This is a genomic window from Streptomyces sp. NPDC059861 (assembly GCF_042731435.1).
In the GTDB taxonomy this organism is placed as follows: domain Bacteria; phylum Actinomycetota; class Actinomycetes; order Streptomycetales; family Streptomycetaceae; genus Streptomyces.
Genome location: NZ_JBHWJQ010000003.1, coordinates 41,577 through 68,103, shown reverse-complemented (window position 1 = coordinate 68,103; position 26,527 = coordinate 41,577). Strand labels below are relative to the sequence as shown.

Annotated in this window: 25 protein-coding genes and 1 pseudogene; 12 read left to right on the top strand and 14 right to left on the bottom strand. The window is 71.6% G+C overall.

Going from position 1 to position 26,527, the window contains the following annotated elements; translation table 11 throughout:
• Genes ACFV6X_RS03675 through ACFV6X_RS03665 form a run of 3 tightly spaced genes read right to left on the bottom strand, consistent with a single transcriptional unit; the run spans position 1 to position 1,531 of the window.
• Positions 1 to 132 (bottom strand): hypothetical protein, encoded by a 132-nt coding sequence (locus ACFV6X_RS03675; protein ID WP_385377073.1) that lies wholly within the window; start codon positions 130 to 132, stop codon positions 1 to 3.
• Positions 129 to 776 (bottom strand): CoA transferase subunit B, encoded by a 648-nt coding sequence (locus ACFV6X_RS03670; RefSeq protein ID WP_385377070.1) that lies wholly within the window; start codon positions 774 to 776, stop codon positions 129 to 131. Before ACFV6X_RS03670 ends, ACFV6X_RS03675 begins: the two co-directional genes overlap by 4 nt.
• Positions 776 to 1,531 (bottom strand): CoA transferase subunit A, encoded by a 756-nt coding sequence (locus tag ACFV6X_RS03665; RefSeq protein ID WP_385377067.1) that lies wholly within the window; start codon positions 1,529 to 1,531, stop codon positions 776 to 778. The genes ACFV6X_RS03670 and ACFV6X_RS03665 overlap by 1 nt, the downstream gene beginning before the upstream one ends.
• A gap of 190 nt (positions 1,532 to 1,721) precedes the next feature.
• Between ACFV6X_RS03665 and ACFV6X_RS03660 the strand changes: the two genes are divergently transcribed.
• Entirely contained in the window at positions 1,722 to 2,195 is a 474-nt protein-coding gene (locus ACFV6X_RS03660; RefSeq protein ID WP_385377064.1) for a MarR family winged helix-turn-helix transcriptional regulator, read from the top strand.
• A 1-nt stretch (position 2,196) separates the two neighbouring features.
• Here ACFV6X_RS03660 and ACFV6X_RS03655 read toward each other — a convergent pair whose 3' ends face one another.
• Positions 2,197 to 3,186, bottom strand: a complete 990-nt coding sequence (locus ACFV6X_RS03655) for a DUF3048 domain-containing protein (RefSeq protein ID WP_385377061.1) — start codon at positions 3,184 to 3,186, stop codon at positions 2,197 to 2,199.
• Positions 3,187 to 3,425: 239 nt separating this feature from the next.
• Between ACFV6X_RS03655 and ACFV6X_RS03650 the strand changes: the two genes are divergently transcribed.
• Positions 3,426 to 4,616 carry a zinc-dependent alcohol dehydrogenase gene (locus ACFV6X_RS03650; protein WP_385377059.1) on the top strand — a complete coding sequence of 397 codons (1,191 nt, stop codon included), beginning with the start codon at positions 3,426 to 3,428 and terminating at the stop codon, positions 4,614 to 4,616.
• A gap of 5 nt (positions 4,617 to 4,621) precedes the next feature.
• On the opposite strand, the gene ACFV6X_RS03645 is transcribed toward ACFV6X_RS03650, so the two are convergent.
• Entirely contained in the window at positions 4,622 to 5,692 is a 1,071-nt protein-coding gene (locus ACFV6X_RS03645; RefSeq protein ID WP_385377056.1) for an ATP-dependent DNA ligase, read from the bottom strand.
• 136 nt (positions 5,693 to 5,828) lie between these two features.
• Here ACFV6X_RS03645 and ligD point away from each other — a divergent pair, with 136 nt between their 5' ends.
• A complete protein-coding gene (gene ligD / locus ACFV6X_RS03640; RefSeq protein ID WP_385377053.1) occupies positions 5,829 to 6,851 on the top strand; it encodes a non-homologous end-joining DNA ligase in 1,023 nt (340 codons plus the stop codon).
• Between the two features lie 24 nt (positions 6,852 to 6,875).
• Here ligD and ACFV6X_RS03635 read toward each other — a convergent pair whose 3' ends face one another.
• Together ACFV6X_RS03635 and ACFV6X_RS03630 are read right to left on the bottom strand one after the other, a co-directional pair.
• The gene (locus tag ACFV6X_RS03635; protein WP_385377504.1) at positions 6,876 to 9,065 is read right to left on the bottom strand and encodes an OmpL47-type beta-barrel domain-containing protein; all 2,190 of its coding nucleotides are present in this window, start codon (positions 9,063 to 9,065) and stop codon (positions 6,876 to 6,878) included.
• Positions 9,066 to 9,079: 14 nt separating this feature from the next.
• Positions 9,080 to 11,602 carry a ThuA domain-containing protein gene (locus tag ACFV6X_RS03630; protein WP_385377050.1) on the bottom strand — a complete coding sequence of 841 codons (2,523 nt, stop codon included), beginning with the start codon at positions 11,600 to 11,602 and terminating at the stop codon, positions 9,080 to 9,082.
• 169 nt (positions 11,603 to 11,771) lie between these two features.
• Here ACFV6X_RS03630 and ACFV6X_RS03625 point away from each other — a divergent pair, with 169 nt between their 5' ends.
• Positions 11,772 to 12,869 carry a multicopper oxidase domain-containing protein gene (locus ACFV6X_RS03625; protein ID WP_385377047.1) on the top strand — a complete coding sequence of 366 codons (1,098 nt, stop codon included), beginning with the start codon at positions 11,772 to 11,774 and terminating at the stop codon, positions 12,867 to 12,869.
• 110 nt (positions 12,870 to 12,979) lie between these two features.
• Positions 12,980 to 14,017: a LacI family DNA-binding transcriptional regulator gene (locus ACFV6X_RS03620; protein ID WP_385377045.1), complete on the top strand. Its 1,038-nt coding sequence runs from the start codon at positions 12,980 to 12,982 to the stop codon at positions 14,015 to 14,017.
• Positions 14,018 to 14,089: 72 nt separating this feature from the next.
• Here ACFV6X_RS03620 and ACFV6X_RS03615 read toward each other — a convergent pair whose 3' ends face one another.
• Entirely contained in the window at positions 14,090 to 14,875 is a 786-nt protein-coding gene (locus ACFV6X_RS03615) for a VOC family protein (RefSeq protein ID WP_385377042.1), read from the bottom strand.
• A gap of 266 nt (positions 14,876 to 15,141) precedes the next feature.
• Here ACFV6X_RS03615 and ACFV6X_RS03610 point away from each other — a divergent pair, with 266 nt between their 5' ends.
• Positions 15,142 to 15,396 (top strand): WhiB family transcriptional regulator, encoded by a 255-nt coding sequence (locus ACFV6X_RS03610; RefSeq protein ID WP_385377039.1) that lies wholly within the window; start codon positions 15,142 to 15,144, stop codon positions 15,394 to 15,396.
• A 428-nt stretch (positions 15,397 to 15,824) separates the two neighbouring features.
• On the opposite strand, the gene ACFV6X_RS03605 is transcribed toward ACFV6X_RS03610, so the two are convergent.
• From ACFV6X_RS03605 to ACFV6X_RS03585, 5 genes and pseudogenes are all read right to left on the bottom strand, one after another.
• Complete coding sequence (locus ACFV6X_RS03605) at positions 15,825 to 16,799, bottom strand: acyl-ACP desaturase (RefSeq protein WP_385377037.1); 975 nt, start codon at positions 16,797 to 16,799, stop codon at positions 15,825 to 15,827.
• A 136-nt stretch (positions 16,800 to 16,935) separates the two neighbouring features.
• A complete protein-coding gene (ddaH, locus tag ACFV6X_RS03600; protein WP_385377034.1) occupies positions 16,936 to 17,712 on the bottom strand; it encodes a dimethylargininase in 777 nt (258 codons plus the stop codon).
• Positions 17,713 to 17,893: 181 nt separating this feature from the next.
• Positions 17,894 to 18,247 (bottom strand): annotated as a pseudogene (locus ACFV6X_RS03595) (excinuclease ABC subunit UvrA); the annotation flags it as partial.
• Positions 18,248 to 18,292: 45 nt separating this feature from the next.
• A complete protein-coding gene (locus ACFV6X_RS03590; protein WP_385377031.1) occupies positions 18,293 to 19,915 on the bottom strand; it encodes an ABC-F family ATP-binding cassette domain-containing protein in 1,623 nt (540 codons plus the stop codon).
• 322 nt (positions 19,916 to 20,237) lie between these two features.
• Positions 20,238 to 20,654: an SsgA family sporulation/cell division regulator gene (locus ACFV6X_RS03585; protein ID WP_385377028.1), complete on the bottom strand. Its 417-nt coding sequence runs from the start codon at positions 20,652 to 20,654 to the stop codon at positions 20,238 to 20,240.
• 254 nt (positions 20,655 to 20,908) lie between these two features.
• On the opposite strand from ACFV6X_RS03585, the gene ACFV6X_RS03580 reads away from it, so the two are divergent.
• From ACFV6X_RS03580 to mmpA, 3 genes are all read left to right on the top strand, one after another.
• Positions 20,909 to 21,232, top strand: a complete 324-nt coding sequence (locus tag ACFV6X_RS03580) for a plasmid stabilization protein (RefSeq protein WP_385377025.1) — start codon at positions 20,909 to 20,911, stop codon at positions 21,230 to 21,232.
• 57 nt (positions 21,233 to 21,289) lie between these two features.
• Complete coding sequence (locus tag ACFV6X_RS03575) at positions 21,290 to 21,997, top strand: endonuclease V (RefSeq protein ID WP_385377022.1); 708 nt, start codon at positions 21,290 to 21,292, stop codon at positions 21,995 to 21,997.
• An 85-nt stretch (positions 21,998 to 22,082) separates the two neighbouring features.
• Complete coding sequence (mmpA, locus tag ACFV6X_RS03570; RefSeq protein ID WP_385377021.1) at positions 22,083 to 22,217, top strand: morphogenic membrane protein MmpA; 135 nt, start codon at positions 22,083 to 22,085, stop codon at positions 22,215 to 22,217.
• 99 nt (positions 22,218 to 22,316) lie between these two features.
• Here the strand turns inward: mmpA and ACFV6X_RS03565 are convergent, their stop codons facing one another.
• The gene (locus ACFV6X_RS03565) at positions 22,317 to 23,507 is read right to left on the bottom strand and encodes a saccharopine dehydrogenase family protein (protein ID WP_385377018.1); all 1,191 of its coding nucleotides are present in this window, start codon (positions 23,505 to 23,507) and stop codon (positions 22,317 to 22,319) included.
• 91 nt (positions 23,508 to 23,598) lie between these two features.
• On the opposite strand from ACFV6X_RS03565, the gene ACFV6X_RS03560 reads away from it, so the two are divergent.
• The 3 genes from ACFV6X_RS03560 (at position 23,599) to ACFV6X_RS03550 (ending at position 26,515) form a co-directional block, all read left to right on the top strand.
• Positions 23,599 to 23,979, top strand: coding sequence for an MmcQ/YjbR family DNA-binding protein (locus ACFV6X_RS03560; protein ID WP_385377015.1), 381 nt, complete (start codon positions 23,599 to 23,601; stop codon positions 23,977 to 23,979).
• A gap of 146 nt (positions 23,980 to 24,125) precedes the next feature.
• Positions 24,126 to 25,304 (top strand): CaiB/BaiF CoA transferase family protein, encoded by a 1,179-nt coding sequence (locus tag ACFV6X_RS03555; protein ID WP_385377012.1) that lies wholly within the window; start codon positions 24,126 to 24,128, stop codon positions 25,302 to 25,304.
• A complete protein-coding gene (locus ACFV6X_RS03550) occupies positions 25,301 to 26,515 on the top strand; it encodes an acetyl-CoA C-acetyltransferase (protein WP_385377009.1) in 1,215 nt (404 codons plus the stop codon). The genes ACFV6X_RS03555 and ACFV6X_RS03550 overlap by 4 nt, the downstream gene beginning before the upstream one ends.
• Positions 26,516 to 26,527 lie beyond the last annotated feature (12 nt).

Below are 26,527 nucleotides of genomic sequence, written 5' to 3'. Positions count from 1 at the left end.
CTACCGTTCGAGGGCGAGGGCGAGGGCGAGGGCGGTGCGGGCGGCCAGGTCGTCCGGGCGGACGGCTGCGAGGCCTCCGTCGTGGCGGCCGGTCGGGGTGCGTACGGCGTCGAGGACGTGGACGACCCTCATGACCGCGCCTCCTCGCCGACCCGCACCTTCGCCGCGGTCCGGGTGACGATCTCGTCGGCGGTGACACCCGGCGCGCACTCGGCCAGCACCAGCCCGTCGTCGGTGACGTCGAGCACGCCGAGGTCGGTGACGATCCGGTTCACGCACGCCTTGCCCGTGAGCGGCAGCGTGCACTCGTCGAGGATCTTGGGGCTGCCGTCCTTGGCGGTGTGGGTCATCACGACGACGACGGTACGCGCGCCGTGCACCAGATCCATGGCCCCGCCGATACCGGTCACCAGCTTGCCCGGGACGGCCCAGTTCGCCAGGTCCCCGCCGGCCGAGACCTGCATGGCGCCCAGTACGGCGACGTCGATGTGCCCGCCGCGGATCATCCCGAAGGACAGCGCCGAGTCGAAGAAGGAGGCGCCGGGCAGCACCGTGACGGTCTCCTTGCCCGCGTTGATCAGGTCCGGGTCGACCTGGTCCTCGGCCGGGTAGGGGCCGGTGCCGAGGATGCCGTTCTCCGACTCCAGGACCACCTCCACGCCGGGTGGGAGGTGATTGGGGATCAGGGTCGGCAGGCCGATGCCGAGGTTGACGTACTGCCCGTCCTGCAGCTCGCGTGCGGCCCGTGCGGCCATCTCCTCGCGTGTCCAGGCCATCAGTTGCTCACCGTCCGCCGCTCGATCCGCTTGTCGGCGGCCTGTTCCGGGGTCAGGGCCACCACCCGCTGGACGAAGATGCCGGGCAGGTGCACGGCGTCCGGGTCGATGCCGCCCGGTTCGACCAGCTCCTCCACCTCCGCGATCGTCACCCGGCCGGCCATCGCCGCGAGGGGATTGAAGTTGCGGGCGGACCTGCCGAAGACGAGGTTGCCGTGCCGGTCGCCGCGCGCGGCGCGCACGAGGGCGAAGTCGGTGCGGATGCCGTGCTCCAGCACGTGTTCCACACCGTCGAACTCCCGTACCTCCTTGGCTGGTGAGGCGGCCGCGACGCCGCCCCGGCCGTCGTAACGCCACGGCAGTCCGCCCTCGGCGACCTGGGTGCCCACCCCGGCCGGCGTGTAGAAGGCGGGGACGCCGGCCCCGCCCGCCCGCAGCCGCTCGGCCAGCGTGCCCTGTGGGATCAGCTCCAGCTCCAGCTCCCCGGCCAGGTACTGGCGGGCGAACTCCTTGTTGGCGCCGATGTAGGAGCCGGTCACCCGGGCGATCCGCCCGGCGGCGAGCAGTACCGCGAGGCCTGACTCCATGGCGCCGCAGTTGTTCGACACCACCGACAGCCCGCCGACGCCGCGCCGGTGGAGCGCGTCGATCAGCACGTTCGGGACACCGCTCAGCCCGAAGCCGCCCACCGCGAGCGACGCGCCGTCGCCCACATCGGCCACCGCCTCCAGGGCCGTGGCGACCACTTTGTCCATCCGAGAAGCCCCCTCTCCCGCCAGCAGTCACTCAGGACACTGAGCAACTCAGTGAACTTTTCTTCACGCTGTCCTCGGTCGGTCATGGCGTCAAGAGACCGGTGGTGCTCGGAAGCACACCCGCGACAGCCCCGCGTCTCAGCGGTATCATTCAGCGCACTGACATATGAGGGCGGACGCCGGAGGGGACTTGTCGGCGGTGGATCTCACCAACCAGCCCGGGCATCTCGCCCGGCGGCTCCAGCAGGCGCACCACCTGCTGTGGAACGCGATGGTCTCCGAGGAGATCACCTCGCCGCAGTTCGCCGTGCTGAACGCGCTCGCCGACGAGCCGGGCCTCGACCAGCGCACGGTGGGGGAGCGGGTCGGGCTCGACCGGTCCACCGTCGCCGAGGTCATCAGCCGGCTCGACCGCCGGGGACTGCTGGACAAGGACCGCGACCCTCACGACGGCCGGCGCTTCCTGCTGCGCCTGACCGGGGACGGGGCGCGCACCCATCGCAAGCTGGCGGTGCGCACCGCGCGGATGAACCAGGTCTTCCTCGCGCCGCTGTCCGCGGCGGAGCAGACACGGTTCCTGGAGCTGCTCCGGCGGGTGGCGGACGGCGCGGAGGCGCTGCGCGATCCGGGCGACCCGGCGGAACCCCTCGTGGGCCGGCCCTGACTCACGCCGTCGCGAGCAGCACCCACACCTGCCCCTCGGCGAAGTTCAGCGGCGCGCCGTCCGGCGTGGTGAACCGCGTGCCGTCGCCCGGCTCCGGACGCTTCCAGAGCGCGTCGTACGCCCTCCCGTCGCGCAGCACCATCGCCGTGCCCGAGCCGACGGTCTCCGTGTGCGGCGTGTTGCTGCCCCGGGAGTCGTAGTAGCCCGACGGGCGCGTCCGCACGTACTGCACGACGACCGTCGCGGGCGCCGGCGGCTGCCCGTCGGTCGCCGTGGCGGCGGTTCCGTCCAGTGCGACCCGGTAGCGGTCGCGGTGCGCGTCCCAGGTGAAGGTGAAGCGGGCCGCCGGGTAGCGGACTGTCCGGGTGGTCTCCGTCCGGCCGCCCTCGGGGGCGGCGCCGAAGGTGAAGCCGGCCGGCGTGAGGGCGGCCTTGCCGGGGGCGGCGGGCATCAGGCGGTGCGGGCGCAGGTACAGGTTGTGCGGGGCGGCCCTGCCGCCGCCGCGGAAGTAGGCGCCGGGGCTTCGGCTCGGGGGCTCGGCGCGCAGCGGGGACCGGTCGATCAGCGGCAGCAGCCTCGTCTGCGCGCCGGAGAAGGCGAGGGTGGGGTGGTCGAACTGACGCAACAGCTCCAGGTCCGCCTCGCGGGCACTGCGCACGGGGCCGACCGCCTTCGGCAGGCTGCTCGCGTACACCGCCAGCATCCGGCTCAGCCCGCCCTCGACCTGCTCGACGTAGACGATGTCCGCCCCGCCGAGTCCGGTGTGTGGCCGGGCCGGGCGCGTGTTGTCGATCTTCACCGTGAGCACCGGCCCCACGGGTGGCGCACTACGGGTCGCTGACGGCCTGGGGCTCGGCTCCGGCGCCCGCCCGTCGTCGTCCGGCGGGCCCTCGCCGCCCGCGCAGCCCGCCATGAGCGAGACCGCCGTCCCGGCACCTACCAGCGCCGTCACGGCGGCCCGCCGCACGCGCGCTCTTCGTCCCCTGCCCATGCCCACCGCCGCCACCCGACCAGTCCCGTGCCCTCGATTGTGTGGTTGTCCGTTCATCGATGGCCATACCCGGTCGGACCCGGTCCCTACTACGCATAAGCCGATCGCGCATTCCGGCTAGCCCGCCCGGCCCAGCCGCCGGGCCGGGCACGGCCGACGGTTCGGTGCCGCGGCCCCGGGTACCCGGGCCGCACCGCAGTACCGGAAGGGCAAGACGTGCGACGGAGGGAGTGCGGGTGATGAGGGCTGTGACGTGGCAGGGGAAGCGGGACGTACGGGTGGAGACCGTGCCCGATCCGCGGATCGAGGAGCCGACCGACGCCGTCATCCGCATCACCTCGACCGGGCTGTGCGGTTCCGACCTGCATCTGTACGAGGTGCTGACGCCGTTCATGACACCTGGCGACATCCTCGGGCACGAGCCCATGGGGATCGTCGAGGAGGTCGGCCCCGGCGTACCGGACCTGGCGGTCGGTGACCGGGTCGTCGTGCCGTTCCAGATCGCCTGCGGCAACTGCTGGATGTGTCTCAACTCGCTGCCCACGCAGTGCGAGACGACCCAGGTGAGCGACGAGGGCATGGGCGCCGCCCTGTTCGGCTACACCCGCCTGTACGGCTCGGTGCCGGGCGGCCAGGCCGAGTACCTGCGCGTCCCGCAGGCCCAGTTCGGCCCGATCAAGGTGCCGCAGGGCCCGCCCGACGACCGGTTCCTGTATCTGTCCGACGTGCTGCCCACGGCCTGGCAGGCGGTCGCCTACGCCGACGTCCCGGAAGGCGGTTCCCTCGCCGTCCTCGGGCTCGGCCCGATCGGCGACATGGCGTGCCGGGTCGCCCAGGTCCGTGGCGCCGGACGCGTGTTCGGTGTCGACCTGGTGCCCGACCGGCTGCGCCGGGCGAAGGCACGCGGCGTGGAGACGTACGACCTGCGGGCCTTCGACAGCGAGAAGGAGCTGGTCGCCGCCATCCGCGACCAGACCGACGGGCGCGGTCCCGACGCCGTGATCGACGCGGTCGGCACCGAGGCGCACGGTAGTCTCGCGGCCCGCCTCGCCCAGCAGGCGTCCGCCATGCTGCCGCGCAAGCTCGGCGCCCCGCTCGCCGAACGCTTCAGCGTCGACCGGCTCGCCGCCCTGCACACCGCCATCGAGCTGGTGCGCCGCGGCGGCACCCTCTCGCTCTCCGGTGTCTACGGCGGCATGGCCGACCCGCTGCCGATGCTCACCATGTTCGACAAGCAGCTCCAGATCCGGATGGGCCAGGCCAATGTCCGCCGCTGGGCCGACGAGATCCTGCCCTACCTGAGCGACGACGACCCGCTCGGCGTCGACGACTTCGCCACCCACCGGCTGTCTCTGGACGAGGCGCCCCAGGCGTACGAGATGTTCCAGCACAAGCGGGACGGGGCCGTGAAGATCGTCATGCAGCCCTGAGCGTCTCACGCCTGCGGCGCGAAGATCTCCGCGAGGTCGTACCGCACCGGCTCGTCCAGCTGCGCGTAGGTGCAGCTGTCCGCAGTGCGGTCCGGCCGCCAGCGGCGGAAGCGGGCCGTATGGCGGAACCGCGCCCCGTTCTCCATGTGGTCGTACGCCACCTCGCACACCCGCTCCGGTCTGAGCGGGACCCAGGAGAGGTCCTTCTTGCCCGACCAGCGGCTCGGCGCCCCGGGCAGCCGGGCCGTCTCGTGCGCCGTCTCCTGGGCCCAGGCCGCCCACGGATGCCCCGTCACATCGTCCAGCCGCAGCGGCTCCAGCTCCTCGATCAGCTCCGCGCGCCGCGCCATGGAGAAGGCGGCGGACACACCGACGTGCTGGAGCGTGCCCTGGTCGTCGTGGAGACCGAGCAGCAGCGAGCCGACCACGGGCCCGCTCTTGTGCAGCCGGTAGCCGGCCACGACGACGTCGGCCGTGCGCTCATGCTTGACCTTGAACATCGCCCGCTCGTCCGGGCGGTAGCCCAGCGTCAGCGGCTTGGCGACCACACCGTCCAGGCCCGCCCCCTCGTACTGCTCGAACCACTGCCGCGCCAGGTCGATGTCGGTCGTCGCCGGTGCCACATGCACCGGGGCCGTCACCCCGGACAGCGCCATCACCAGCAGCGCGCGGCGATCGGCGAGCGGCACGTCGAGAAGCGACCGGTCGGCCAGCGCCAGCAGGTCGAAGGCGACGAAGGAGGACGGCGTCCGCTCGGCCAGCGTCCGCACTCGTGACGCGGCCGGGTGGATCCGCTCGGTGAGCGCGTCGAAGTCCAGCCGCCCCTCCCGGGCGATCACGATCTCCCCGTCCAGCACGCAGCGTTCCGGCAGCCGCTCCCTCAGCGCCTCCACCAGCTCCGGGAAGTACCTCGTCAGCGGCTTGGTGGTACGGCTGCCGAGCTCCACCTCGTCGCCGTCGCGGAACACGATCGCCCGGAAGCCGTCCCACTTCGCCTCGTAGTGCATGTCCGGCGGGATCTTCGCCACGGACTTGGCGAGCATCGGCTTGACGGGCGGCATCACCGGCAGGTCCATGCTCCGACTCTAGGCGGACTCCGGACGCGGCGCCGTGCCGGCGGCGACGGACTGCTCCGGACCGGCCAGGGGGCGCCCGGGAGTGACGGCCGACGCCCGGGTGCGGGACGGGTGCGGTGCGCCTACCGTGGCTCGCATGGGTGACGCGGTGGAACTGGAGGCGGGCGGCCGCACGGTACGGCTGTCCAGTCCCGGCAAGGTGTTCTTCCCGGAGCGCGGCTTCACCAAGCTGGACCTCGCCCGGTACTACATCGCCGTGGGCCCCGGCATCCTGCGCGCCCTGCGCGACCGGCCCACCACCCTGGAGCGCTACCCCGAGGGAGTGACCGGCGAGTCCTTCTTCCAGAAGCGGGCCCCGAAGAACATGCCCGACTGGATCCCCACGGCCCACATCACCTTCCCCAGCGGCCGCAGCGCCGACGAGATGTGCCCCACCGAGGAGGCCGCCGTCCTGTGGGCCGCCCAGTACGGCACGCTCACCTTCCACCCGTGGCCGGTGCGCCGCGACGACGTCGACAGCCCCGACGAACTCCGCATCGACCTCGACCCGCAGCCCGGCACCGCCTACGACGACGCGGTCCGCGCCGCCCACGAACTGCGCTCCGTCCTGGACGAGTTCGGCGGCCTGCGCGGTTTCCCCAAGACCTCCGGAGGCCGTGGCCTGCACGTCTTCGTGCCCATCGAGCCCCGCTGGACCTTCACCCAGGTCCGCCGCGCCGCGATCGCCGTCGGACGGGAGATGGAGCGCAGGATGCCGGAGCACGTCACGATCAAGTGGTGGAAGGAGGAGCGGGGCGAGAAGATCTTCATCGACTACAACCAGACCGCGCGGGACCGCACGATCGCCTCCGCCTACTCCGTACGTCCCCGCCCGCACGCCCCTGTCTCGGCGCCGCTGCGCTGGGAGGAGGTCGGGGTGGCGCACCCTGAGGACTTCGACCTCGCGACCATGCCCGCGCGCTTCGCCGAAGTCGGAGACGTGCACGCGGACATGGACGAGAACCGCTACTCGCTGGACGCGCTCCTGGAACTGGCGAACAAGGACGAGCGCGACCACGGTCTCGGTGATCTGCCGTACCCGCCCGAGTACCCGAAGATGCCGGGCGAGCCCAGGCGGGTGCAGCCGAGCCGCGCGAAGAAGGGCGGCCCCACGCCGTAGGGCCGCCCCTCGACAATCCGACGGTTACAGCTCCATGATCCGGATGTCCCGGTAGGAGACCACGTCCGTCGTGCCGTGCACCTGGAGCCCGATGTAGCCGGAGGCGAACCGCCGCCCGTCCGTGCCCGGGTCGTCCGAGCGGGGCGGGGAGAAGTCCTGACCACCGATGTTGTCGAACTCGTTGATCAGCTTGCCGTTGCGGTAGACCGAGTAGTGCTGGTCCACCACCCGGATCTCGTAGTCGTTCCACGTGCCCTTCTGGGTGACTCCCGCGCCCGCGAGTCCCACCCGGTCGAAGCCGTAGACCGACCCCGTCTTGTACATGTCGCCGGCGGGCGAGTCGAACACCTGCACCTCGTGTCCGTACTTGATGGCGACCCACTCCGGCCGCGTCTCCTCCGGGTGGTCGAGGACGTACGGGAACCGCACGAACACCCCGGAGTTGGCGTTGCCGGTGCCGGGAGCGTCGTCCCGCCACTGGAGCTTGAGCGAGAAGTCGCCGTACTTGCGCTGCGGGAACCACAGCATGCCGAGCCCGGCCCTGGTGGTGCCGCTGGTCATCGTGCCGTCGGCGTTCAGCGCGAACGAACCGCCGCCCACGTGCTGCCACTTGTCGAAGGAGCCGGCGGTGCCGTCGAACAGCGGACGGTAGCCCTCGGTCTGGCCGGGCTTGCCGATACCGGACTGACGGGCGGCCCTGGTGACGACGTTGTACTCACGCTTGTCGATCACGCCCGCGGCGCGGAGCCCGTCCAGGACCTTCTTCACGTGCTTGAGGAACAGCGCGTGGGACGTCCACTCCTTCTCGTCCTCGATCAGCTCGTTGATCCGGCACCGGTTTTCCGTGAGCCGGTTCGGCACCCCGGTGTCGACCGTGCCGACGATGACCGTCAGCCGCTCGTCGTACTCCGGGCAGGGCGGCGCGGGCACGCCGCCCGCGACCACCGTGAAGCTCACGGTCCGCGCCGCGGAGGTGTTGCCCGCCTTGTCGCTCGCCCGGTACGCCAGGGTGTGCGCACCCGCCCGGTCGACGATCACGGGCCCGCCGTACGCGAGGTAGGGCCCGCCGTCGAGCGAGTACTCGACGCTCGCGACCTCACCGTCGTCGGTGGCGCTGACAGTGACCTTGGCGCTCGCCACGTACGCCCCGTCGGAGTTCCGGGTGCCCTCGACGGTCACCCCCGTCACCGGCGGTGTCGTGTCCTGCGGCGGCGCCGCGACGACCGTGAACTGCACGCTCTTCTCGGCCGCCACGTTGCCCGCCTTGTCGGTGGCGCGGTAGCGGACGGTGTGGGTGCCCACCTGATGCACCATCACCGGCTGTGCGTACGGCTGCCAGGCGCCGGACGCGCCGATCGCGTACTCGATCGTGTTGACGCCGGAACCGGTGTCGGACGCGGTGACGGTGACCGTCGCCATGTCGACATAGCTGCCGTCCGGGTTGCGCTCACCGCTGACCGTCGCCGAGGTCTCCGGCGGCGCCGTGTCGTCCGTCGGCGGGGGCACCACCGTGAACTGCGCGCTCTTCTCGGCGGACACGTTGCCCGCCTTGTCGAACGCCCGGTAGCGGACCTTGTGATCGCCGACCTGGTCGACGACGACCGGGGCGGTGTACGGCTGCCAGGCACCGGCGTCCCCGACGGCGTACTCGATCCGGTCGACGCCGGAGCCACCGGTGTTGTCGGTCGCGTGCACCGCCACGCTCGCCGAGCCGACGTACTGGCCCTGCTGGTTCTGCGTGCCGCTGACGTGCGCCGACGCCTCCGGAGCGGTGGTGTCCTCGCCGCTGCCCTCGGTCACCGTCAGGATGCCCTGCATCTGGCCGTGGCCGGGGATCGTGCAGTGGTAGAAGTACCGGCCCGGCGTCAGCGTCACCTCGGCGGTGTGCCGGCCGTCCTGGTCGTCGTTCGGGTTGGCCAGGATGTTGAGCTCGACGTCGTTGTTGAACTCCGGGTCGCTGGTCACGAACGTCAGCGTGTGCGGCATACCGGTGGTGTTGCCGGTGGCCTCACTGTTCTCGAAGACGATCGTGGCCTGCCCGGCCACCGCCGTCGTGGGCGCCGAGAGGTACTTGGTGATGTCGTTGCCCGCCGTCCAGGTGAGGACCTGGGCGGCGGCGCGATCGGCTCGATCGGACCGCTCGGACTGTCCGGCCGCCGTGGCGGACTGGAGTCCGAGCACCATGAGGAGCGCGGCCAGCAGGGCCGCCCACATTCTTCGTTGGCCTGTCACTGCTGTGTCCCCCTCGCCAGCTGACCGGCGGCCGGCGTGGGCCCGCCGCCCTGGTACGTCACGCGCCACAGCGCCGACCTGGGGTCCGAGGTGAAGAAGCCACGCCCGTAGTCGAGGACGTACAGCGCGCCGTCCGGACCGAACTTCCAGTCCATCAGGTTCTTGATGCCGTCGTTGCCGATCGGCACGATCTTCTTCAGCGACTCCGAGTGCACCGGCAGCCCGCCGTCACCCAGGGTCTTCGGATCCATCAGCACGGCGTTGCGCGGCTGGTCGGCGTCGTAGAAGTCGCCGACGAACCACTTGCCGTCCCAGTACGCCGGCCACTTGACGGCGCTGTCGGCCGCCACGTCCTCGGACCGGTACACCGGCCCGTTCATCGCGGCCTGCCCGCCGCCCTTCAGCCAGGGCAGCCGGTAGGTGGCCTCCTCCTGCTTGTAGGAGGGGACACCGTTCGCGTCACGCGGGAAGTCCGGTGCGCCGCCCTGGGGCGAGTACCAGATGTTGTTCCCGGTGACCGGCGGGAGGTTCACGAGACCGTCGTTGTTCGGGGACTCGTTCTTCGGGTGGTCGCAGTCGTACCAGCCGAGCGGCTTCGACGGATCGGGCAGATTGCGGTCCCGGTAGGGCTGCTTGTTGCCCATGCAGTACGGCCAGCCCCGGTTGCTCGCCTTGGTGATGGCGGCGAAGGTGTCGTACTTTGCGGGGCCCCAGGTCGTCGAGGGCGCCGAGGCGTCCGGGCCGACCCAGCCCGCGTACAGGACGTCCGTCTTCTTGTCGACGAAGATGCGGGCCGGGTTCCTGACCCCCATCACATAGATCTCGCCGCGTGTCTTCCCGCCACCCTCGGCGGTCTCCTCGCCGGTGAACAGGTTGCCGTCCGGGAGCGTGTAGGTCCCGTCGGCCTCCGGGTGGATGCGCAGGATCTTGCCGTTGAGGTTGTTGGTGTTGCCGGCGGTGCGGCGCGCGTCGGCGAACGAGACGCCCTTGTAGTTCGGCTCCGGGTTGTTGCCCGAGTAACCGCTGCTGAAGCCGCTGGAGTTGTTGTCACCGGTCGCGATGTACAGGTTGCCCTTGGAGTCCCAGGCCATCCCGCCACCGGCGTGGCAGCAGCTGTGGATCTGCACCGGCCACGCGAGCAGCACCTTCTCGCTGCTCAGGTCGAGCTTGTTGGTGGCGAGGTCCAGCGTGAAGCGGGAGACGCGCCGCTCGGCCATCCGCGTGTCACGGTTGATCTGCGCGTGCGGGGTGTAGTGCAGATACACCCAGCCGTTCTGCTCGAAGCGCGGGTCGAGCTCGATGCCGAGCAACCCCTCCTCGACCTTGACCAGTTCGTCGCCGCCGCCCTTGTTGCCGAAGACGGTCAGGGCGCCGGCCAGGGTGACCTGTTCGGTCTTCGGGTCGTAGACGTGGATCTCGCCCTTGCCCTTGCCGATGTCCGGGTTGTTCCAGTCGGTGACCACCGGCTGCGAGGAGTCGGCGCCACCGCGGCCGATGTAGAGGACGCGGCCGTCGGGGGCGGTGACCAGGCCGTGCGGCTCGCCGATCTGGTCGTTCTGGCCGGTCTGGTTGGCCTTGGTCAGCCGCTCGGCCTTGTAGTTGGCGTTGATCGTCGCCTTGCAGTCGGCCTGCGCGAGACGAGTCGTCCACAGCAGGGCGCCGCGCAGATGGGCGCGGAAGTCGGTCTCGTCGTACGACGACACCGTGCCGCCCATGCCGGTGTAGAAGGAACGGCCGCCGTCGTAGTCGCGACACCAGCTGATCGGGTGGTCCCAGCCGTTGGCGCTCGCGCCGGGCTGGTACGTCGACTCGCGGACGCGGGCCACCGTGTGCACCTCGCCGGACGGGTTCTTCACCCAGTTCGGCCACTGGTCGGGGCGCTTCCACTGGACCGGCAGGTCCTTGGTGGCCGGATGCCCCCGGTCGCCCACCTCGACGGTGGCCCGCTGGACGGCCGCCGGGCTGTTCGGCGCCGGGCGGGCGCCGACGAGGCCGGTGAACCAGTCGGAGTACGGCTCGGCGCGGGCGGCGTCATGGACGCCGACGAAACCGCCGCCCGCCTCCATGTAGGACTCCAGGCCCGCCTCCTGCTCCGGCTCCAGCACGTCGCCGCCGCCGGTCAGGAACACGATCGCGTTGTAACGGCCCAGTCTTGTCTCGTTGGTGAAGACCGAGGCGTCGTCCGTGGCCTCGGTTCTGAAGCGCTGGTTCGCGGGGCCGGTCAGGCCGATCTGCTCGATCGCCTCGATACCGGCGTTCACCACGGGTGACTCGTCGCCGGCTGCCGCGGAGCCGTGGAAGACCAGCACGCGGACGTTGGAGCCGCCGGGCGGCGACTTGATGGACATCGTTGTCAGGGACGGATCCGGGGCCGGGCGGGCACTCGCGGCGGAGCCGGAGAGCAGGCCCGCCGTGACTAATCCGGCCGTCAGCGCGGCCGTCCAGGCCCGCCGTCCGGTACTCGTCCTTCTTGGCGGCCTATGGAAACGGATGGGTCTGTGGTGCGATGTGGACCGCATGTGGTCATCCACCCCTCGTCGGTCACAGCAACAGCGCCTAGAAGCTAGACCTCTTTGCGCGGTCCGCCAATAGGTATGACCGCGATGGGACGAACTTTGTCCTGAGTGTGGATAAACGCAGCCGTCCCCGCTACTGTCTCGAATCCCGTACCGGAGTGGGGAGTTCGGCATGGACAGACGTGGGTTCAACCGGAGGGTCCTCCTGGGTGGCGCCGCTGTCGGCGGTGCCGCCGTCGCGACATCGTTGTCCCTGGGCACGGAGGCGACCGGCGCCGGTCAGACGACGGCGCGGACGGCCCCGGCCGGAGGCCAGGTCAGACACATCAAGCTCTACGCGGAGAAACTCGCCGAAGGGCAGCTCGGCTACGGCTTCGAGAAGGGCAAGGCGAGCATCCCGGGGCCCTTGATCGAGCTCAACGAGGGCGACACCGTGCACATCGAGTTCGAGAACACCACGGACGTGGCGGCGAGCCTGCACGTGCACGGCCTGGACTACGAGATCACCAGCGACGGCACCAAGTTGAACAAGAGCCATGTGGAACCGGGCGCGAGTCGCACCTACACGTGGCGCACCCACGCACCCGGCCGCCGCAAGGACGGCACCTGGCGGGCGGGCAGCGCGGGCTACTGGCACTACCACGACCACGTGGTGGGCACGGAGCACGGCACCGACGGGATCAGGCAGGGCCTGTACGGCCCGGTGATCGTCCGCAGGAAGGGCGACGTCCTGCCGGACCGCACCCACACGATCGTCTTCAACGACCTGCGCATCAACAACAGGCCGCCGCACACCGGGCCCGACTTCGAGGCCACGGTGGGGGACCGGGTGGAGTTCGTCGTGATCACGCACGGCGAGTACTACCACACGTTCCACATGCACGGTCACCGCTGGGCCGACAACCGCACCGGCATGCTGACCGGCCCCGACGACCCCAGCCAGGTCATCGACAACAAGATCGTGGGCCCGGCCGACTCCTTCGGCTTCCAGGTGATCGCGGGGGAGGGGGTGGGCGCCGGCGCGTGGATGTACCACTGCCATGTCCAGAGCCACTCCGACATGGGGATGGTCGGCCTGTTCCTGGTGAAGAAGACGGACGGGACGATTCCTGGGTACGAGCCTCACGACCCGCATGAGCCGCATACGGCCGACGGTGCGAAGGATGCGGCCGGAACGCAGGATGCCGCCGGAACGAAGGGCGCCGCTGGGACGAACAGTGCCGAGGGGGCGGCCGGAGCCGAGGGCGCTCACGGGGCTCACCATCACTGAGGAGGGGCTCACCAGCCCGCAGAGGGGGGCGCGTTCGCGTGGTGAGCGCTCTCTGCCACCTCCTGGCGTGCGGTTATCCTGATCGGCAAGCGCCGGTGAGGAGTCCCGAAGTGTCCGAGGCAGTGTCACGTCCCACGCTGGAGGCCGTGGCCGCCCGGGCCGGGGTGTCGCGCGCCACCGTCTCGCGGGTGGTCAACGGCGGAGACGGGGTGCGTGAGCCGCTGATCGAGCGGGTCCGGCGGGCCGTCGAGGAACTCGGGTACGTGCCCAACCAGGCGGCCCGCAGCCTGGTGACCAGACGCCATGACGCCGTCGCCGTCGTCATCGCCGAGCCGGAGACCCGCGTCTTCGCCGACCCCTTCTTCGCGCTCCAGCTCCGCGGCATCAGCAAGGAGCTGACCGCGCACGACAACCAGCTCGTCCTGCTGCTCACGGAAGGCCGTGACGACCACGCCCGCGTCGGCCGCTATCTCGCGGGCGGACACGTCGACGGGGCGTTGGTGTTCTCGCTGCACCTCGACGACGCCCTGCCCGCCCTGATCCAGCGCGCCGGAATCCCGACCGTGTTCGGCGGGCGGCCGGGCTGGAGGGCCGCCGACGGTCGCGGCGCCGTGTACGTCGACAGCGACAACCGCGGCGGCGCCCGCGAGGCCGTACGGCATCTCCTGGGCCTCGGCCGCGGGCGCATCGCGCACATCGCCGGAGCCTTGGACCAGACGTCGGCGGTGGACCGGCTCGACGGCTTCCGGGACGTCATGGCCGACACCGACCCGCGCCTGATCGCCGAGGGCGACTTCACCCCGGCCGGGGGCGAGCGGGCGATGCGTGAACTCCTGGAACGCCACCCGGACCTGGACGCCGTGTTCGCCGCCAACGACCTCATGGCATCGGGTGCCCTGCGCGTGCTGCGGGAAGCGGGGCGGCGCGTGCCCGACGACGTCGCCGTGGTCGGCTTCGACGACATGCTGCCCGTCGCCGAGCAGACCGACCCGCCGCTCACCACGGTCCGTCAGGACATAGAGGAGATGGGCCGGCTGATGGCCCGCCTCCTCCTCGGCCGCCTGCGCGGGGGCGCCGGGGAGCCGGAGGAGGACACGGCACCCGGCGTCGTCCTGTCGACGACCCTCGTGCGCCGCGCCTCCGCGTAGGGGGTCCGGGCACTCCTTCGGCGGGCTCGGCGCGGGGGCTGGGCGCGCGGCGTGGGCGGTGGGCCGGGGGGGTCAGGCCTGCGGCCTGGTGCTCCTGATCAGGGCGAAGCGGGCACCGTAGGGATCGGCCAGCTTGGCGATGCGGCCCACGTCGGGCAGGTCCACGGGCTCCATGCGGACCGTGCCGCCCAGCTCCCGGGCCTTGGCCACCGCGGCGTCCGTGTCGGCGACCTCGAAGTACGGCAGCCAGTAGGGCACATCCTCCGCGGGGTGGTCGGCCAGCGGGACCAGACCGCCGAACATCGTGTCCTCGTCCTGCCCGGCCGGGTTGACGCAGGTGTACGAGCCGCCCGGGTGGTTCACCGCCGACGTCTCCCAGCCGAGCAGCCTGTTGTAGTAGCCGGCGGCCGCCGCGATGTCCGGCGTGTAGAGCTCCAGCCAGCACAGCGCACCGGGCTCGTCGAGCACGTCCACGCCTTTGTTCAGCCCGGGCTGCCAGATGCCGAACGGCACGCTCTGCTGGTCCGCCAGGATCGCCATGCGGCCCTGGTCCATGACGTCCATGGGCTCCACCAGCACCCGCCCGTGCGCCTGCTCGGCCGCCTTGGCCGTGGCCTGCGCGTCGGGGCTGTGGAAGTACACCGTCCAGGACGGCGGGCCCTGTTCGGCGGTGGTCTGCATGCCGCCGGCCACGGTCCTGCCGTCGAGCTGGAAGAAGCCGTAGCCGCCGGCCTCGGGTCCCGCCGACCGGAACTGCCAGCCGAAGAGACCGCCGTAGAAGTGGAGGGCGCCGTCGATGTCGGGGGTGGCGACATCGATCCAGTTCGGAGCGCCGTTGGCGAATCGGGTGGTGAGCATCATTGCCTCCCGGTCGGGCCCGCTGCCTGCACTCCCGAGTCTCGCACCGCCGACTGACAATCACGTGGCGGACACCACGCGCCGAACGCCTCCTTGACGCTCACCGTCCGTGACGAACGGGATTCCCTTTGTCGCCGTCGTTCCCGCGCGCCGCCGTGCGTCGCGCGCTGCCGCGCGGGCATGATCGGGACGGGTCGGGGGTCCTGGGCCCGGTCGTTGAGCGCGCGTTGATCGAACGTTTTTCGCGCCCCGGCAGGCTCTGCGTCATGCACTTCGAAACCAGTACCCCCGCGGACACCGCCTGGCAGGCCGAGGCCCTGTGCGCACAGACGGGGTCGGACTTCTTCTTTCCCGAGCCGGGCAGCTCGGTGCGTGAGGCGAAGCGCATCTGCGGCCTGTGCGAGATCCGCACCGCCTGCCTCGACTACGCCCTGGCGAACGACGAGCGCTTCGGCGTCTGGGGCGGCCTGTCCGAGAAGGAACGCCTCCAGCTCCGCCGCACCGCCTATGGACCGGCCTGACCGTCCTGACCGAATCCGTTCCCCGGCGGACACGCCGGTTCGCATCCGGTCGGGGCCCCCGGCCTGGCACCCGTGCCGGGCTCGGCCGGCTGGGCGTCCTCGCGCCGGGGCGCGCCGGTCGCGGCCATCGTCCACCGCAAAGCGCGCCGTGGCCACATCTGCGCGTCGCCCCATCGACAGGTCGATTCCGACCTCGGCGGGCGCCGGGCACTGCTCACCGGTGGCCGGATGAAGATCGGCTTCCAGCTCGCCCTGAAGATCGGTCGCCGTCGACCTCCACGCTCCACGCCAAGCACTGGGCCTGTGCGAGGAGTTGCTCCGCGGCAGCCGTCCGCGGCGCGCACCGGACGGCACGGCCCGCCCAGCGACGCCCAGGCAGGCGGGGCGGCGGTCCGGCGCCGGGCCCCGCCCCCCTTCGGCCGGGTCGGTCAGACCGCCCCGCGTGCCGCCATCCGCGCCTTGCGCGCCGCCAGCTTCTCGTCGAACTTCAGCGCCTCCGCGTCCAGCCCGTTCATGAAGAGCGCGAGCTCCTCCTGGGCCTTGAGGCCCTCGGGGCCGAGCCCGTCCATCTCCAGGATCCTCAGGAAGCGCAGCACCGGCTGGAGCACGTCGTCGTGGTGGATGCGCATGTTGTAGACCTCGCCGATGGCCATCTGCGCGGCGGCCCGCTCGAAGCCGGGGATGCCGTGGCCCGGCATGCGGAAGTCGACGACGACGTCCCGCACCGCCTGCATGGTCAGGTCGGGCGCCAGCTCGAAGGCCGCCTTCAGCAGGTTCCGGTAGAAGACCATGTGCAGGTTCTCGTCGGTGGCGATCCGCGCCAGCATCCGGTCGCAGACGGGATCACCCGACTGGTGGCCGGTGTTGCGGTGCGAGATGCGGGTCGCGAGCTCCTGGAAGGCGACGTAGGCGATCGAGTGCAGCATCGAGTGCCGGTTGTCCGACTCGAAGCCCTCGCTCATGTGCGACATCCGGAACTGCTCCAGCTTGTCCGGGTCCACCGCGCGCGAGGTCAGCAGGTAGTCGCGCATCACGATGCCGTGCCGGCCCTCCTCGGCGGTCCAGCGGTGCACCCAGGTGCCCCAGGCGCCGTCGCGGCCGAAGAGGGAGGCGATCTCGTGGTGGTAGCTGGGGAGATTGTCCTCCGTCAGCAGATTGACGACCAGCGCGATCCGGCCGATCTCGGTGACCTTGGACTGGTCCTTCTCCCAGGCCTCGCCGTCATCGAAGAGTCCGGGGAAGTTACGGCCGTCGGACCAGGGCACGTACTCGTGCGGCATCCAGTCCTTGGCGACCTTCAGGTGGCGGTTGAGCTCCTTCTCGACCACTTCCTCCAGGGCGTACAGCAGCCGGGCGTCGGTCCAGACGGAGGGGCTGCCGAGGTGCGGAGAGGTGATCGTCACGGGTACTCCAGGGGGACGTGGGACAAAGAGAGTCGGACCGGCGAGCGGAGCCGGAACCTACGGGATCGTAGGCTACGAATCCGTAGGTTACGAAGACGTAGGTTAAGTGCGCCGTAAAGACCGCTGTTCAGGCGCTCTAGGCATACAGCTCACGGAGCCGTACCGAGAGGCATGTCACAGACCCTTCGAGCTTCTCGAACTCGCTGATGTCCACGAGCACCGGCGTGTAGCCCAGGTCCGTGAACAGCTCCGCGGTTTTCGGGGCACTGGCGGCCATGAGCAGCTTGTCTCCACCGAGCAGTACCACATGGGAGCCGGAGGCCTCCGGCACATGCAGGAAACGCCCGAACAGCGACGGCGTGTCCATCAGCGGGATGTGCCCGATCACGGTCCCGTCGGGCAGCGCCGTGACCGCCGACTTCAGGTGCAGCACCTTGCTGACGGGCACGGCGACCACGCGCGCCCCCAGCGGCTCGAAGGCCGCCCGCAGCTGCTGCAGGCCGGCGGCGTTGGTGCGCCCGCCCCGGCCGACGTAGATCGTGTCGCCGATCTTCAGCACGTCACCGCCGTCCAGGGTGCCCGGCTCCCAGATCCAGTTCACCGAGCAGCCCAGACGGGCGACGACCTCCTCGACGCCCCCGGTCTCGTCCCGCCGGGACTCGGCCCCGGAGCGCGCGATCAGGGCGACGTTCCTGTACATGACCACCGTGTCCTCGACGAACACCGCGTCCGGGCAGTCGTCGGCCGGATCCACGTCGATCGTCTCCCAGCCGTGGGTGCCCAGCGCCTCCGCGTACGCCTCCCACTGCCGGCCCGCGAGCTCGGCATCGGCCTTCTCCCGCTGAATGTGTGTCACCAGGCCTTCGGCGAGGCGCGGGCCGGGGCGACGGATGAGGGCCTTCTTGCTGGGCACGTGCGGTCTCCGTATCGGATGGGGCGTTCTTGCTGTCCGGTTACCCGGGTCCGGCCGAAACCTGTCGGGGGCCGGCCGACCTCATGCGCCGACATCATGCAGGGACATCGTGGGAGAGGACAGCCCCCTGAGCCCGCACCTACGCCGCCACCCTCCGCAGGTGCTCCCCGTGAAGGACCCCTGGTTTGCCCGGGTCCAGCTCGTCGCTGTTGGTGTACGCCTGCCCCTGCCAGGTCCCGGCCGTGAACGGCGGGAAGCGGACCGCGCCGTCCGCCGGCGATCTGCCCGGATCGAGGATGCGGTCCCAGTCCGGCTGGACGGTGCGGCCCAGACCGTCGCAGCCGGGGCACATGCCCGACGGGTCGTCTAACGAGTACGCCGTGGCCGGGCCGGCGCTCGGCGTGCCGTGCCGCGAGAACAGCACGCGGATCACCGAGCAGACGTCCGTCATGGTGCCGACCGTGGACCGGGAGAGGCCCCCGATCGGCCGCTGGTCGACGACGACCGCGGGCGCGAGGTCCTCCAGCGCGTCCGACGGACGACCTACCCGATCCCGAAACACCGGTGAACACGGTCGAAGCTAGGAGGGATACCCGACAGCTCCTGGCGTGATTTCTCTGAGTTCTCCGTCCAGCAGCAGCCAGCGCGTGATCCCGATCGACTCCAGGAACGGCAGGTCGTGGCTGGCCACGATCAGCGCGCCCTCGTACGACTCCAGGGCCGTGGTGAGTTGCCGCACGCTCGCCATGTCCAGGTTGTTCGTCGGCTCGTCCAGCATCAGCAGCTGCGGGGCGGGCTCCGCCAGCATCAGCGCGGCCAGGGTCGCGCGGAAGCGCTCCCCGCCGGACAGCGTGGCCGCCTGCTGGTCGGCCCGGGCGCCCCGGAACAGGAAGCGGGCCAGCCGCGCCCGGATCCGGTTGTTGGTGGCGCCCGGCGCGAACCGGGCCACGTTCTCGGCGACCGTCAGAGCGCCGTCGAGGACGTCCAGCCGCTGCGGCAGGAAGCGCAGTGGCACATGCGCCGTCGCCTCCCCGGACACCGGCGCCAGCTCCCCGGCCACGGTGCGCAGCAGCGTCGTCTTGCCCGCGCCGTTGCGCCCGACCAGCGCGATCCGCTCGGGACCGTACAGATCGAAGCCGCCCTCGACCCGGGCGCCGTACGCGAGCTCCAGGTCCCGCAGGGTGAGCACGCTCCGGCCCTGCGGTACCGCGGTGTACGGCAGGTCGACGCGGATCTCGTCGTCGTCCCGTACGGCGTCCACGGCCTCGTCGAGCCGTTCTCTGGCCTCGGCGAGCTTCTCCTCGTGCATGATGCGGTGCTTGCCCGCAGACTCCTGTGCCGCGCGCTTGCGCGCCCCCATGACGATCTTCGGCTCGCGCTTCTGCTCGAACATCTTCTGGCCGTACCGCTTGCGGCGGGCGAGCTTGACCTGGGCGTCGGCCAGTTCGCGCTTCTGCTTGCGGAAGTCGGCCTCGGCGACCCGCGCCATCCGCTCGGCCGCCTCCTGCTCGGTCTCCAGGGCCTCCTCGTACGCCGAGAAGTTCCCGCCGTACCAGGTGATCTCCCCGGAGCGCAGATCGGCGATCTGGTCGACCAGTTCGAGCAGCTCACGGTCGTGGCTGACCACCACCATGACGCCGGGCCAGGCCGCGACGGCCGCGTACAGCCGCCTGCGCGCGTAAACGTCGAGGTTGTTGGTGGGCTCGTCCAGCAGCAGGATGTCCGGCCGGCGCAGCAGCAGCGCGGCCAGCCGCAGCAGCACGGACTCACCGCCGGAGATCTCGCCGACGGTGCGGTCCAGCTCGACATGGCCGAGCCCGAGTTCGCCCAGGGTGGCCAGGGCGCGCTCCTCGACGTCCCAGTCGTCGCCGACGGTCTCGAAGTGCTCCTCGGCCACGTCGCCGGCCTCGATGGCATGCAGCGCGGCACGCCGGGCGGCGATGCCGAGGGCCTCGTCGACGCGCAGGGCGGTGTCCAGGGTGACGTTCTGCGGGAGGTAGCCCACCTCGCCCGCGACCCGTACGGTGCCGGCGGCCGGGGTCAGGTCGCCGACGACCAGTTTCAGCAGGGTCGACTTCCCCGAGCCGTTGACACCGACGAGCCCGGTCCGGCCGGGGCCGAAGGAGGCGTCGAGGCCGTCGAGGACGGAGGTGCCGTCGGGCCAGGCGAAGGCAAGGGACGTGCAGGTGATCGAAGTATGCAAAGGGGCCTCGCGGTTGCTTGAAGCGTTCAGGGGCAACGCGTATCGAGACACCGGAAGGCGGCGACCACCGCGTGGGCCGTGGGCCCAGGGGTGTGGGAGCACAAGGAAAGCCCTGCTCCGCAAGGACGGCTCGAACGCCGAGGTCGCACGCGGCGTGCACACCTGACAGGTGTGACGCGGTGTCTCAGGACCTCAGACGAGCAACGTCCTTCTCCAATCGGCGGCAACAGGACCGTCTAAAACGTACGAGGGGCGCCGGGGCCTGTCAACGGATTAACGGGCGTCCGCGGCCAGGGCGCACCGGCACATCGGAAGGGGCTGGTCAGCAGGCGTCCCGCATCAGCTCCGCCAGGTCGTGGTCCAGGTCGAGGCAGGCGTGCTCCAGGCCCTCGGGCACCAGCACGCGCGTCGCCTCCAGGAACCGGCGCAGCTCGCCCGAGCGGACGTGCACGACGGCCGTGCCCTCGGGGGCGCGGAACTCCAGCACCGTCCGGTCGTAGCCGTACGGCCGCACCCGCACGTCGCCGCGGCCCTCGGGCTCGTGCATGCCGGCGGCCAGCAGGTCGCGGGAGAAGGTCCAGCAGACCTCCTCGTTCTCCAGCGTGGCCTGGGCCGGGAACGTCATCCGGATCGCGAACGGATCCGTCAGGTCGTAGGTGAGCGTCGCGGGGATGCTCGGCATCCGCGGCGCGGCGGCGACGAGGCGCGCCTCGACTGACTGCTCGATGACGGTGGACATCGCCTTGCTCCCTTGTGACGGCCGGACGGACTTCCGGTGTGAGGCCGGGCACTGGGTGAGACGACGGAATCCGCGCATCCGTGCACCCGCGCGTGCAGTGACGTGCGTCACCGTCTTCCGTGGCGGCGGCTGGGCCGTGCCCGGTGTCGGCGGCGGGCCGCGTCCCCCGTCCGGAGAGCCGGACGCGCCCTGTTTGTCGTATTCACCCACGATGGGGGTACTCGTTCGCCCGACGTGAGAGGAAGTGAGCGGACATGCCAAGCGGTTCGAGCCCGAAGCGGGAACGGCAGTACGAGCACATCAAGGAGAGTGCTCGGGACCGGGGCGAGAGCGCGGGGCGCGCCAAGGAGATCGCGGCCCGCACGGTGAACAAGGAACGCGCACGCTCCGGCGAGTCGAAGACGGCCAGCCGTACGTCCATCCAGGACATGTCGTCGGGCAGGCGGGGCGGCCAGCGGTCCGGGAAGGGCTCCCAGGGCCCCACCTACGACCAGCTGTACCAGGAGGCCAAGCGGCGCAACATTCACGGCCGTTCGGACATGAACAAGCAGCAGCTGCAGCGCGCGCTCGGCAAGTGAACCGGTCCCGGGCGGCCCGGCGGGCGGGCCGCCCGGCCCCGTAACCTCGTCCTCACCATGACGACGACCGTACGCATCCCCGAAGGCTGGCCCACCACCGAGGAGCAGGCCCACGCCGTCCAGGACGAGTTGCGCCGCAGGCTGGTGCTCGACGAGCCGGGGCCGTCGCCCGCCGCGGGTCGCGTCACCGGTGTCGACGTCGCCTACGACGACGAGCGGGACGTGGTGGCCGCGGCGGCCGTCGTACTGGACGCGGCCACGCTCGACGTCGTCGCCGAGGCCACGGCCGTCGGGCGGATCTCCTTCCCGTACGTGCCCGGACTGCTCGCCTTCCGCGAGCTCCCCACCGTCCTGGCCGCCCTCGACGCCCTGCCCGTCCCGCCCGGCCTGGTGGTCTGCGACGGCTACGGCCTGGCCCACCCGCGCCGCTTCGGGCTCGCCAGCCACCTCGGGGTCCTCACGGGTCTGCCGACGATCGGCGTCGCCAAGAACCCGTTCACCTTCACCCACGCCGACTTGGCACCCGCGCGCGGGTCGTCGGCCCCGCTGCTCGCAGGCGACGAGGAGGTCGGCCGCGCCCTGCGCACCCAGCAGGGCGTCAAGCCGGTGTACGTGTCCGTCGGGCACCGCGTCCTTCTGGACACGGCCTGCGCCCATGTACTGCGCCTCAGCCCGCGCTACCGCCTGCCGGAGACCACCCGCCTCGCCGACTCCCTGTGCCGCCGCGCCCTTCGCGAGGCGACGGCAGGCGCGGCGGACGCGTAAGTGAGTACGCGGCCGCGCGGGACAAGGCCCCTCTGAGTACCCGTACGGATGCCGGTGCACCGTCATGATCGGCAGGCTGGGCCGCATGACGACACACCGCGCCCCCGAGCCCGTCACCCACCCGAGCCGCCCCGTGACGGCGGCTCTGGCCCTCGCCGTACTGGCCGGACTGGCCTGGCTCGGCGCGATGATCTTCACCCTGGCCGAGTGGACGACGTAGGCGCGCGTCGCCGGCTGCGTCCCGGGTCGCGGTTGGTTGCCACCCGGGCCCGGGACGCAGCGGTCCGTCGCCGAAGTCACCGGCTCGCCGGCGTCGGGACTACCTGCTCGCTGCCAGGCGGAACGTGATGCCTGCCGTGCGTAGGCGGTCCAGGAGCGCGTCGCCCATCGCCACCGCCGTGGTGACCTGGCCGGCGGTCGGGGGCAGGGTGTCGAAGGCCAGGGACAGGGCGCCCTCGGCGAACATCTTCGCCGTCTCGCCGTACCCGGGGTCGCCGCCCGCGACCTCGGTGAACACCTTCCGGCCACCGCCCTCGCCCACGAAGCGCACGGAGAACCAGCTCTTCGCCCGCTTCTCCGCGCTCGGCCCCTGCCCGGGCTTGAGACGGTCGGACAACCAGCGCCGGGCGGGCGGGAGTTGGGCGGCGGTCGCGAGCGCGCCCACCGCCGCGACCCCGCCCACCGCGACCGGCAGCCGCCGTACGGCGGCGTAGTGCCGGTAGCGGAAGTCGGGGCCGTACCGCGCCAGCGCCTTCGCCGACCGGCGCACGATCTGCGGGTCGATGGTCGGCAGCGGCAGCGCCCACGCGCGCACCTCGGGGACGAACCGCGGCGCCCCGGACGGTGTCGTCGCCCGCCGCCCCACCAGCCGCGGCTCGTGCCTGCGCCGTTCCCGCGCGGCGGCCGCCATCTGCCGGGGCCGCGCGAACTGGTTCAGCGCGGAGGCGAACGTCCCGCCCGAGAAGGCGGCGTCGGCCGTGACGAACCCGTCCACCGTCAGCGGCACACCCTCGGGGAGCTGCTGGACGGTGTAGTACACGCCCAGGTCGTGCGGCACCGAGTCGAACCCGGCCGCGTGCACCAGCCGGGCGCCGGTCTCCCGCGCGCGGGCGTCGTGCCGCACGTACGTCAGATCGACGAACTCGGGCTCACCCGACAGGTCCAGATAGTCGGTCCCGTTGTCCGCGCAGGCGGCCACGAGTTCATCGCCGTACGTCACATAGGGGCCCACCGTCGTGGCCACCACGCGCGCCTGCTCGGCGAGGCGGCGCAGCGACGCCGGGTCGGTCACGTCGGCCCGCAGCACCCCGATCTCCGCGCCGTCCGGCGACTGCTCCCGCAGCCCCTCCCGCAGCCGCGCCAGCTGCAGTTCGCTCCGGCCGGCGACGGCCCAGCGCAGGTCCTTCGGCGCATGCTCGGCGAGGTACTCGGCCGTCAGTGTGCCCACGAAGCCCGTGGCTCCGAAGAGCACGATGTCGTACGGCCGATCAGCCCTGGACGGCTTGCTCATGACACCCCTCGCTTCCGCAGCCCGCGCCGCTGTCGGTGGCTGAGGCTAGCGTGAGCACTGCGGAGCCCGACGACGAGCCCGGAGGTGGACGGTGACCGTGCCCAGGAACGCCCTGAAGAAGTGGGAAAAAGTGCGCGAGTTCGCGCTCGGGCTGCCCGGCGCGGTCGAGGAGTTCCCCTGGGGCGAGTCGGTCGCCAAGGTCAACACGAAGGTGTTCGCGTTCCTCGGCATGGGCGACGGCAGCCACCCCTTGGGCGTCACCGTCAAGCTCAAGGACGACACCAGCCACGCCCACGCCCTGACGGCCCCTGGCGCCGAGCCCGCCGGCTACGGCCTGGGCAGGTCCGGCTGGGTGAGGATCCCGGTCCAGCCGGAGGACGCCCCGACCGCGGAGCTCCTCTGCGACTGGGTCGAGGAGAGCTACCGCGTCATCGCCCCCAAGCGCCTGATAGCGGAGCTGGACGCACGCTGACGCCGCACCGGCGTGGTGGTGCGGCCGGCCACCTGGCACCCTGGATGTCTAAGCGCTTGCTCGTTCAGGCCTTGTGCCCACTGGAACACGTTCTTACCATCACCGGTGTTACATCAGTTGTGTCACAGCGACAGGGGCTGAAGACCATGGCGAAGACGCCACCGCACGGCCCGCTCACCGGCGTACGCGTGCTCGAGCTGGCCGGAATCGGCCCCGGCCCCTTCGCCGCCATGCTCCTCGCCGACCTGGGCGCCGACGTCGTCCGCGTGGACCGCCCCGGCGGCGGCGGCCTCGCGATCGATGCACGCTACGACATCACCAACCGCAACAAACGCTCGGTGATCGTCGACCTGAAGTCCCCGGACGGCCCCGCCCGCGTCCTGGACCTCGCCGCCCGCGCCGACGTCCTGATCGAGGGCAACCGCCCCGGCGTCGCCGAGCGCCTCGGCGTCGGCCCCGAGGCCTGTCACGCCCGCAACCCGGCGCTGGTCTACGGCCGGATGACCGGCTGGGGCCAGGACGGCCCGCTCGCCCGGAGCGCCGGCCACGACATCGCCTACATCGCGCCGACCGGCACCCTCGGCATGATCGGCCGCCCCGGCGAGCCCCCCGCCGTCCCGGCCAACCTCGTCGGCGACTACGCGGGCGGCTCCCTCTACCTGGTCGTCGGCGTCCTCGCCGCCCTGCATCACGCCCGCGCCACCGGCACCGGCCAGGTCGTCGACGCCGCCATCGTCGACGGCACCGCCCACCTCGCCGCGATGATCCACGGCATGCTCGCCGCCGGCGGCTGGCAGGACCGGCGCGGCGCCAACCTCCTCGACGGCGGCTGCCCGTTCTACGGCACCTACGAGACGGCCGACGGCCAGTACATGGCGGTGGGCGCGCTGGAGCAGCAGTTCTACGACGAGTTCGTCAGGCTGCTGGGCATCGCCGACCAGGCCCCGGCCCGCAAGGACATCACCCGCTGGGGCGAACTGCGCGAGGCCGTCGCCGCCCGCTTCAAGACCCGTACGAGGGACGAGTGGACCGCCCTCTTCGAGGGCAGCGACGCCTGCGTGGCGCCCGTGCTGTCGCTGCGCGAGGCCCCGCACCACCCACACCTCGCCGCGCGCGGCACCTTCACCGACCACGGCGGCATCACCCAGCCCGCCCCCGCACCCCGCTTCTCCGCCACCCCGACCGCCGTCCGCAGCGGCCCGGCGCAGCCCGGCGCCGGCACCGCGGACGTGGCCCGCGACTGGGACGTACCGAGCCTGACGCACGACGGGCCCCTGACGTCCCCGGCCCCTGCGAAAGCCCCTCACCGAAAGGCCCCCCAGTGACCACCGAAGCGTATGTGTACGACGCGATCCGCACCCCGCGCGGACGTGGCAAGGCGAACGGCGCCCTGCACGGCACCAAGCCCATCGACCTGGTCGTCGGGCTCATCCACGAACTCCGCGACCGCTTCCCGGACCTGGACCCCGCCGCCGTCGACGACATCGTGCTCGGCGTGGTCGGGCCCGTGGGCGACCAGGGCTCCGACATCGCCCGGATCGCCGCCGTCGCCGCCGGGCTGCCGGACACGGTGGCGGGCGTGCAGGAGAACCGCTTCTGTGCGTCCGGCCTGGAGGCCGTCAACATGGCCGCGATGAAGGTCCGTTCGGGCTGGGAGGACCTCGTCCTCGCGGGCGGCGTCGAGTCGATGTCCCGGGTGCCGATGGCCTCGGACGGCGGCGCCTGGTTCAACGACCCGATGACCAACCTCGCGGTCGACTTCGTCCCGCAGGGCATCGGCGCCGACCTGATCGCCACCATCGAGGGCTTCTCCCGCCGTGACGTCGACGAATACGCGGCCCTGTCGCAGGAGCGCGCGGCGACCGCCTGGAAGGAGGGCCGCTTCGCGCGCTCGGTCGTGCCGGTGAAGGACCGCGCCGGCCTCGTCGTCCTCGACCACGACGAGCACCCGCGTCCCGGCACCACCGCCGACTCGCTCGCCAAGCTGAAGCCGTCGTTCGCGGACATCGGCGACCTCGGCGGCTTCGACGCCGTGGCGCTGCAGAAGTACCACTGGGTCGAGAAGATCGACCACGTGCACCACGCGGGCAACTCCTCCGGCATCGTGGACGGCGCCGCCCTCGTCGCGATCGGCTCCAAGGAGGTCGGCGAGCGCTTCGGGCTCACCCCCCGCGCGCGGATCGTCTCCGTCGCGGTCTCCGGCTCCGAGCCCACCATCATGCTCACCGGCCCCGCCCCCGCGACCCGCAAGGCGCTCGCCAAGGCCGGGCTCACCATCGACGACATCGACCTCGTCGAGATCAACGAGGCCTTCGCCGCGGTCGTCCTGCGCTTCGTGAAGGACATGGGCCTGTCCCTGGACAAGGTCAACGTCAACGGCGGCGCCATCGCCCTCGGCCACCCGCTCGGCGCCACCGGTGCGATGATCCTCGGCACCCTCGTCGACGAACTGGAGCGCCAGGACAAGCGGTTCGGCCTCGCCACACTGTGCGTCGGCGGCGGCATGGGCATCGCCACGATCGTCGAGCGCATCTGACCCGGCCCGTCC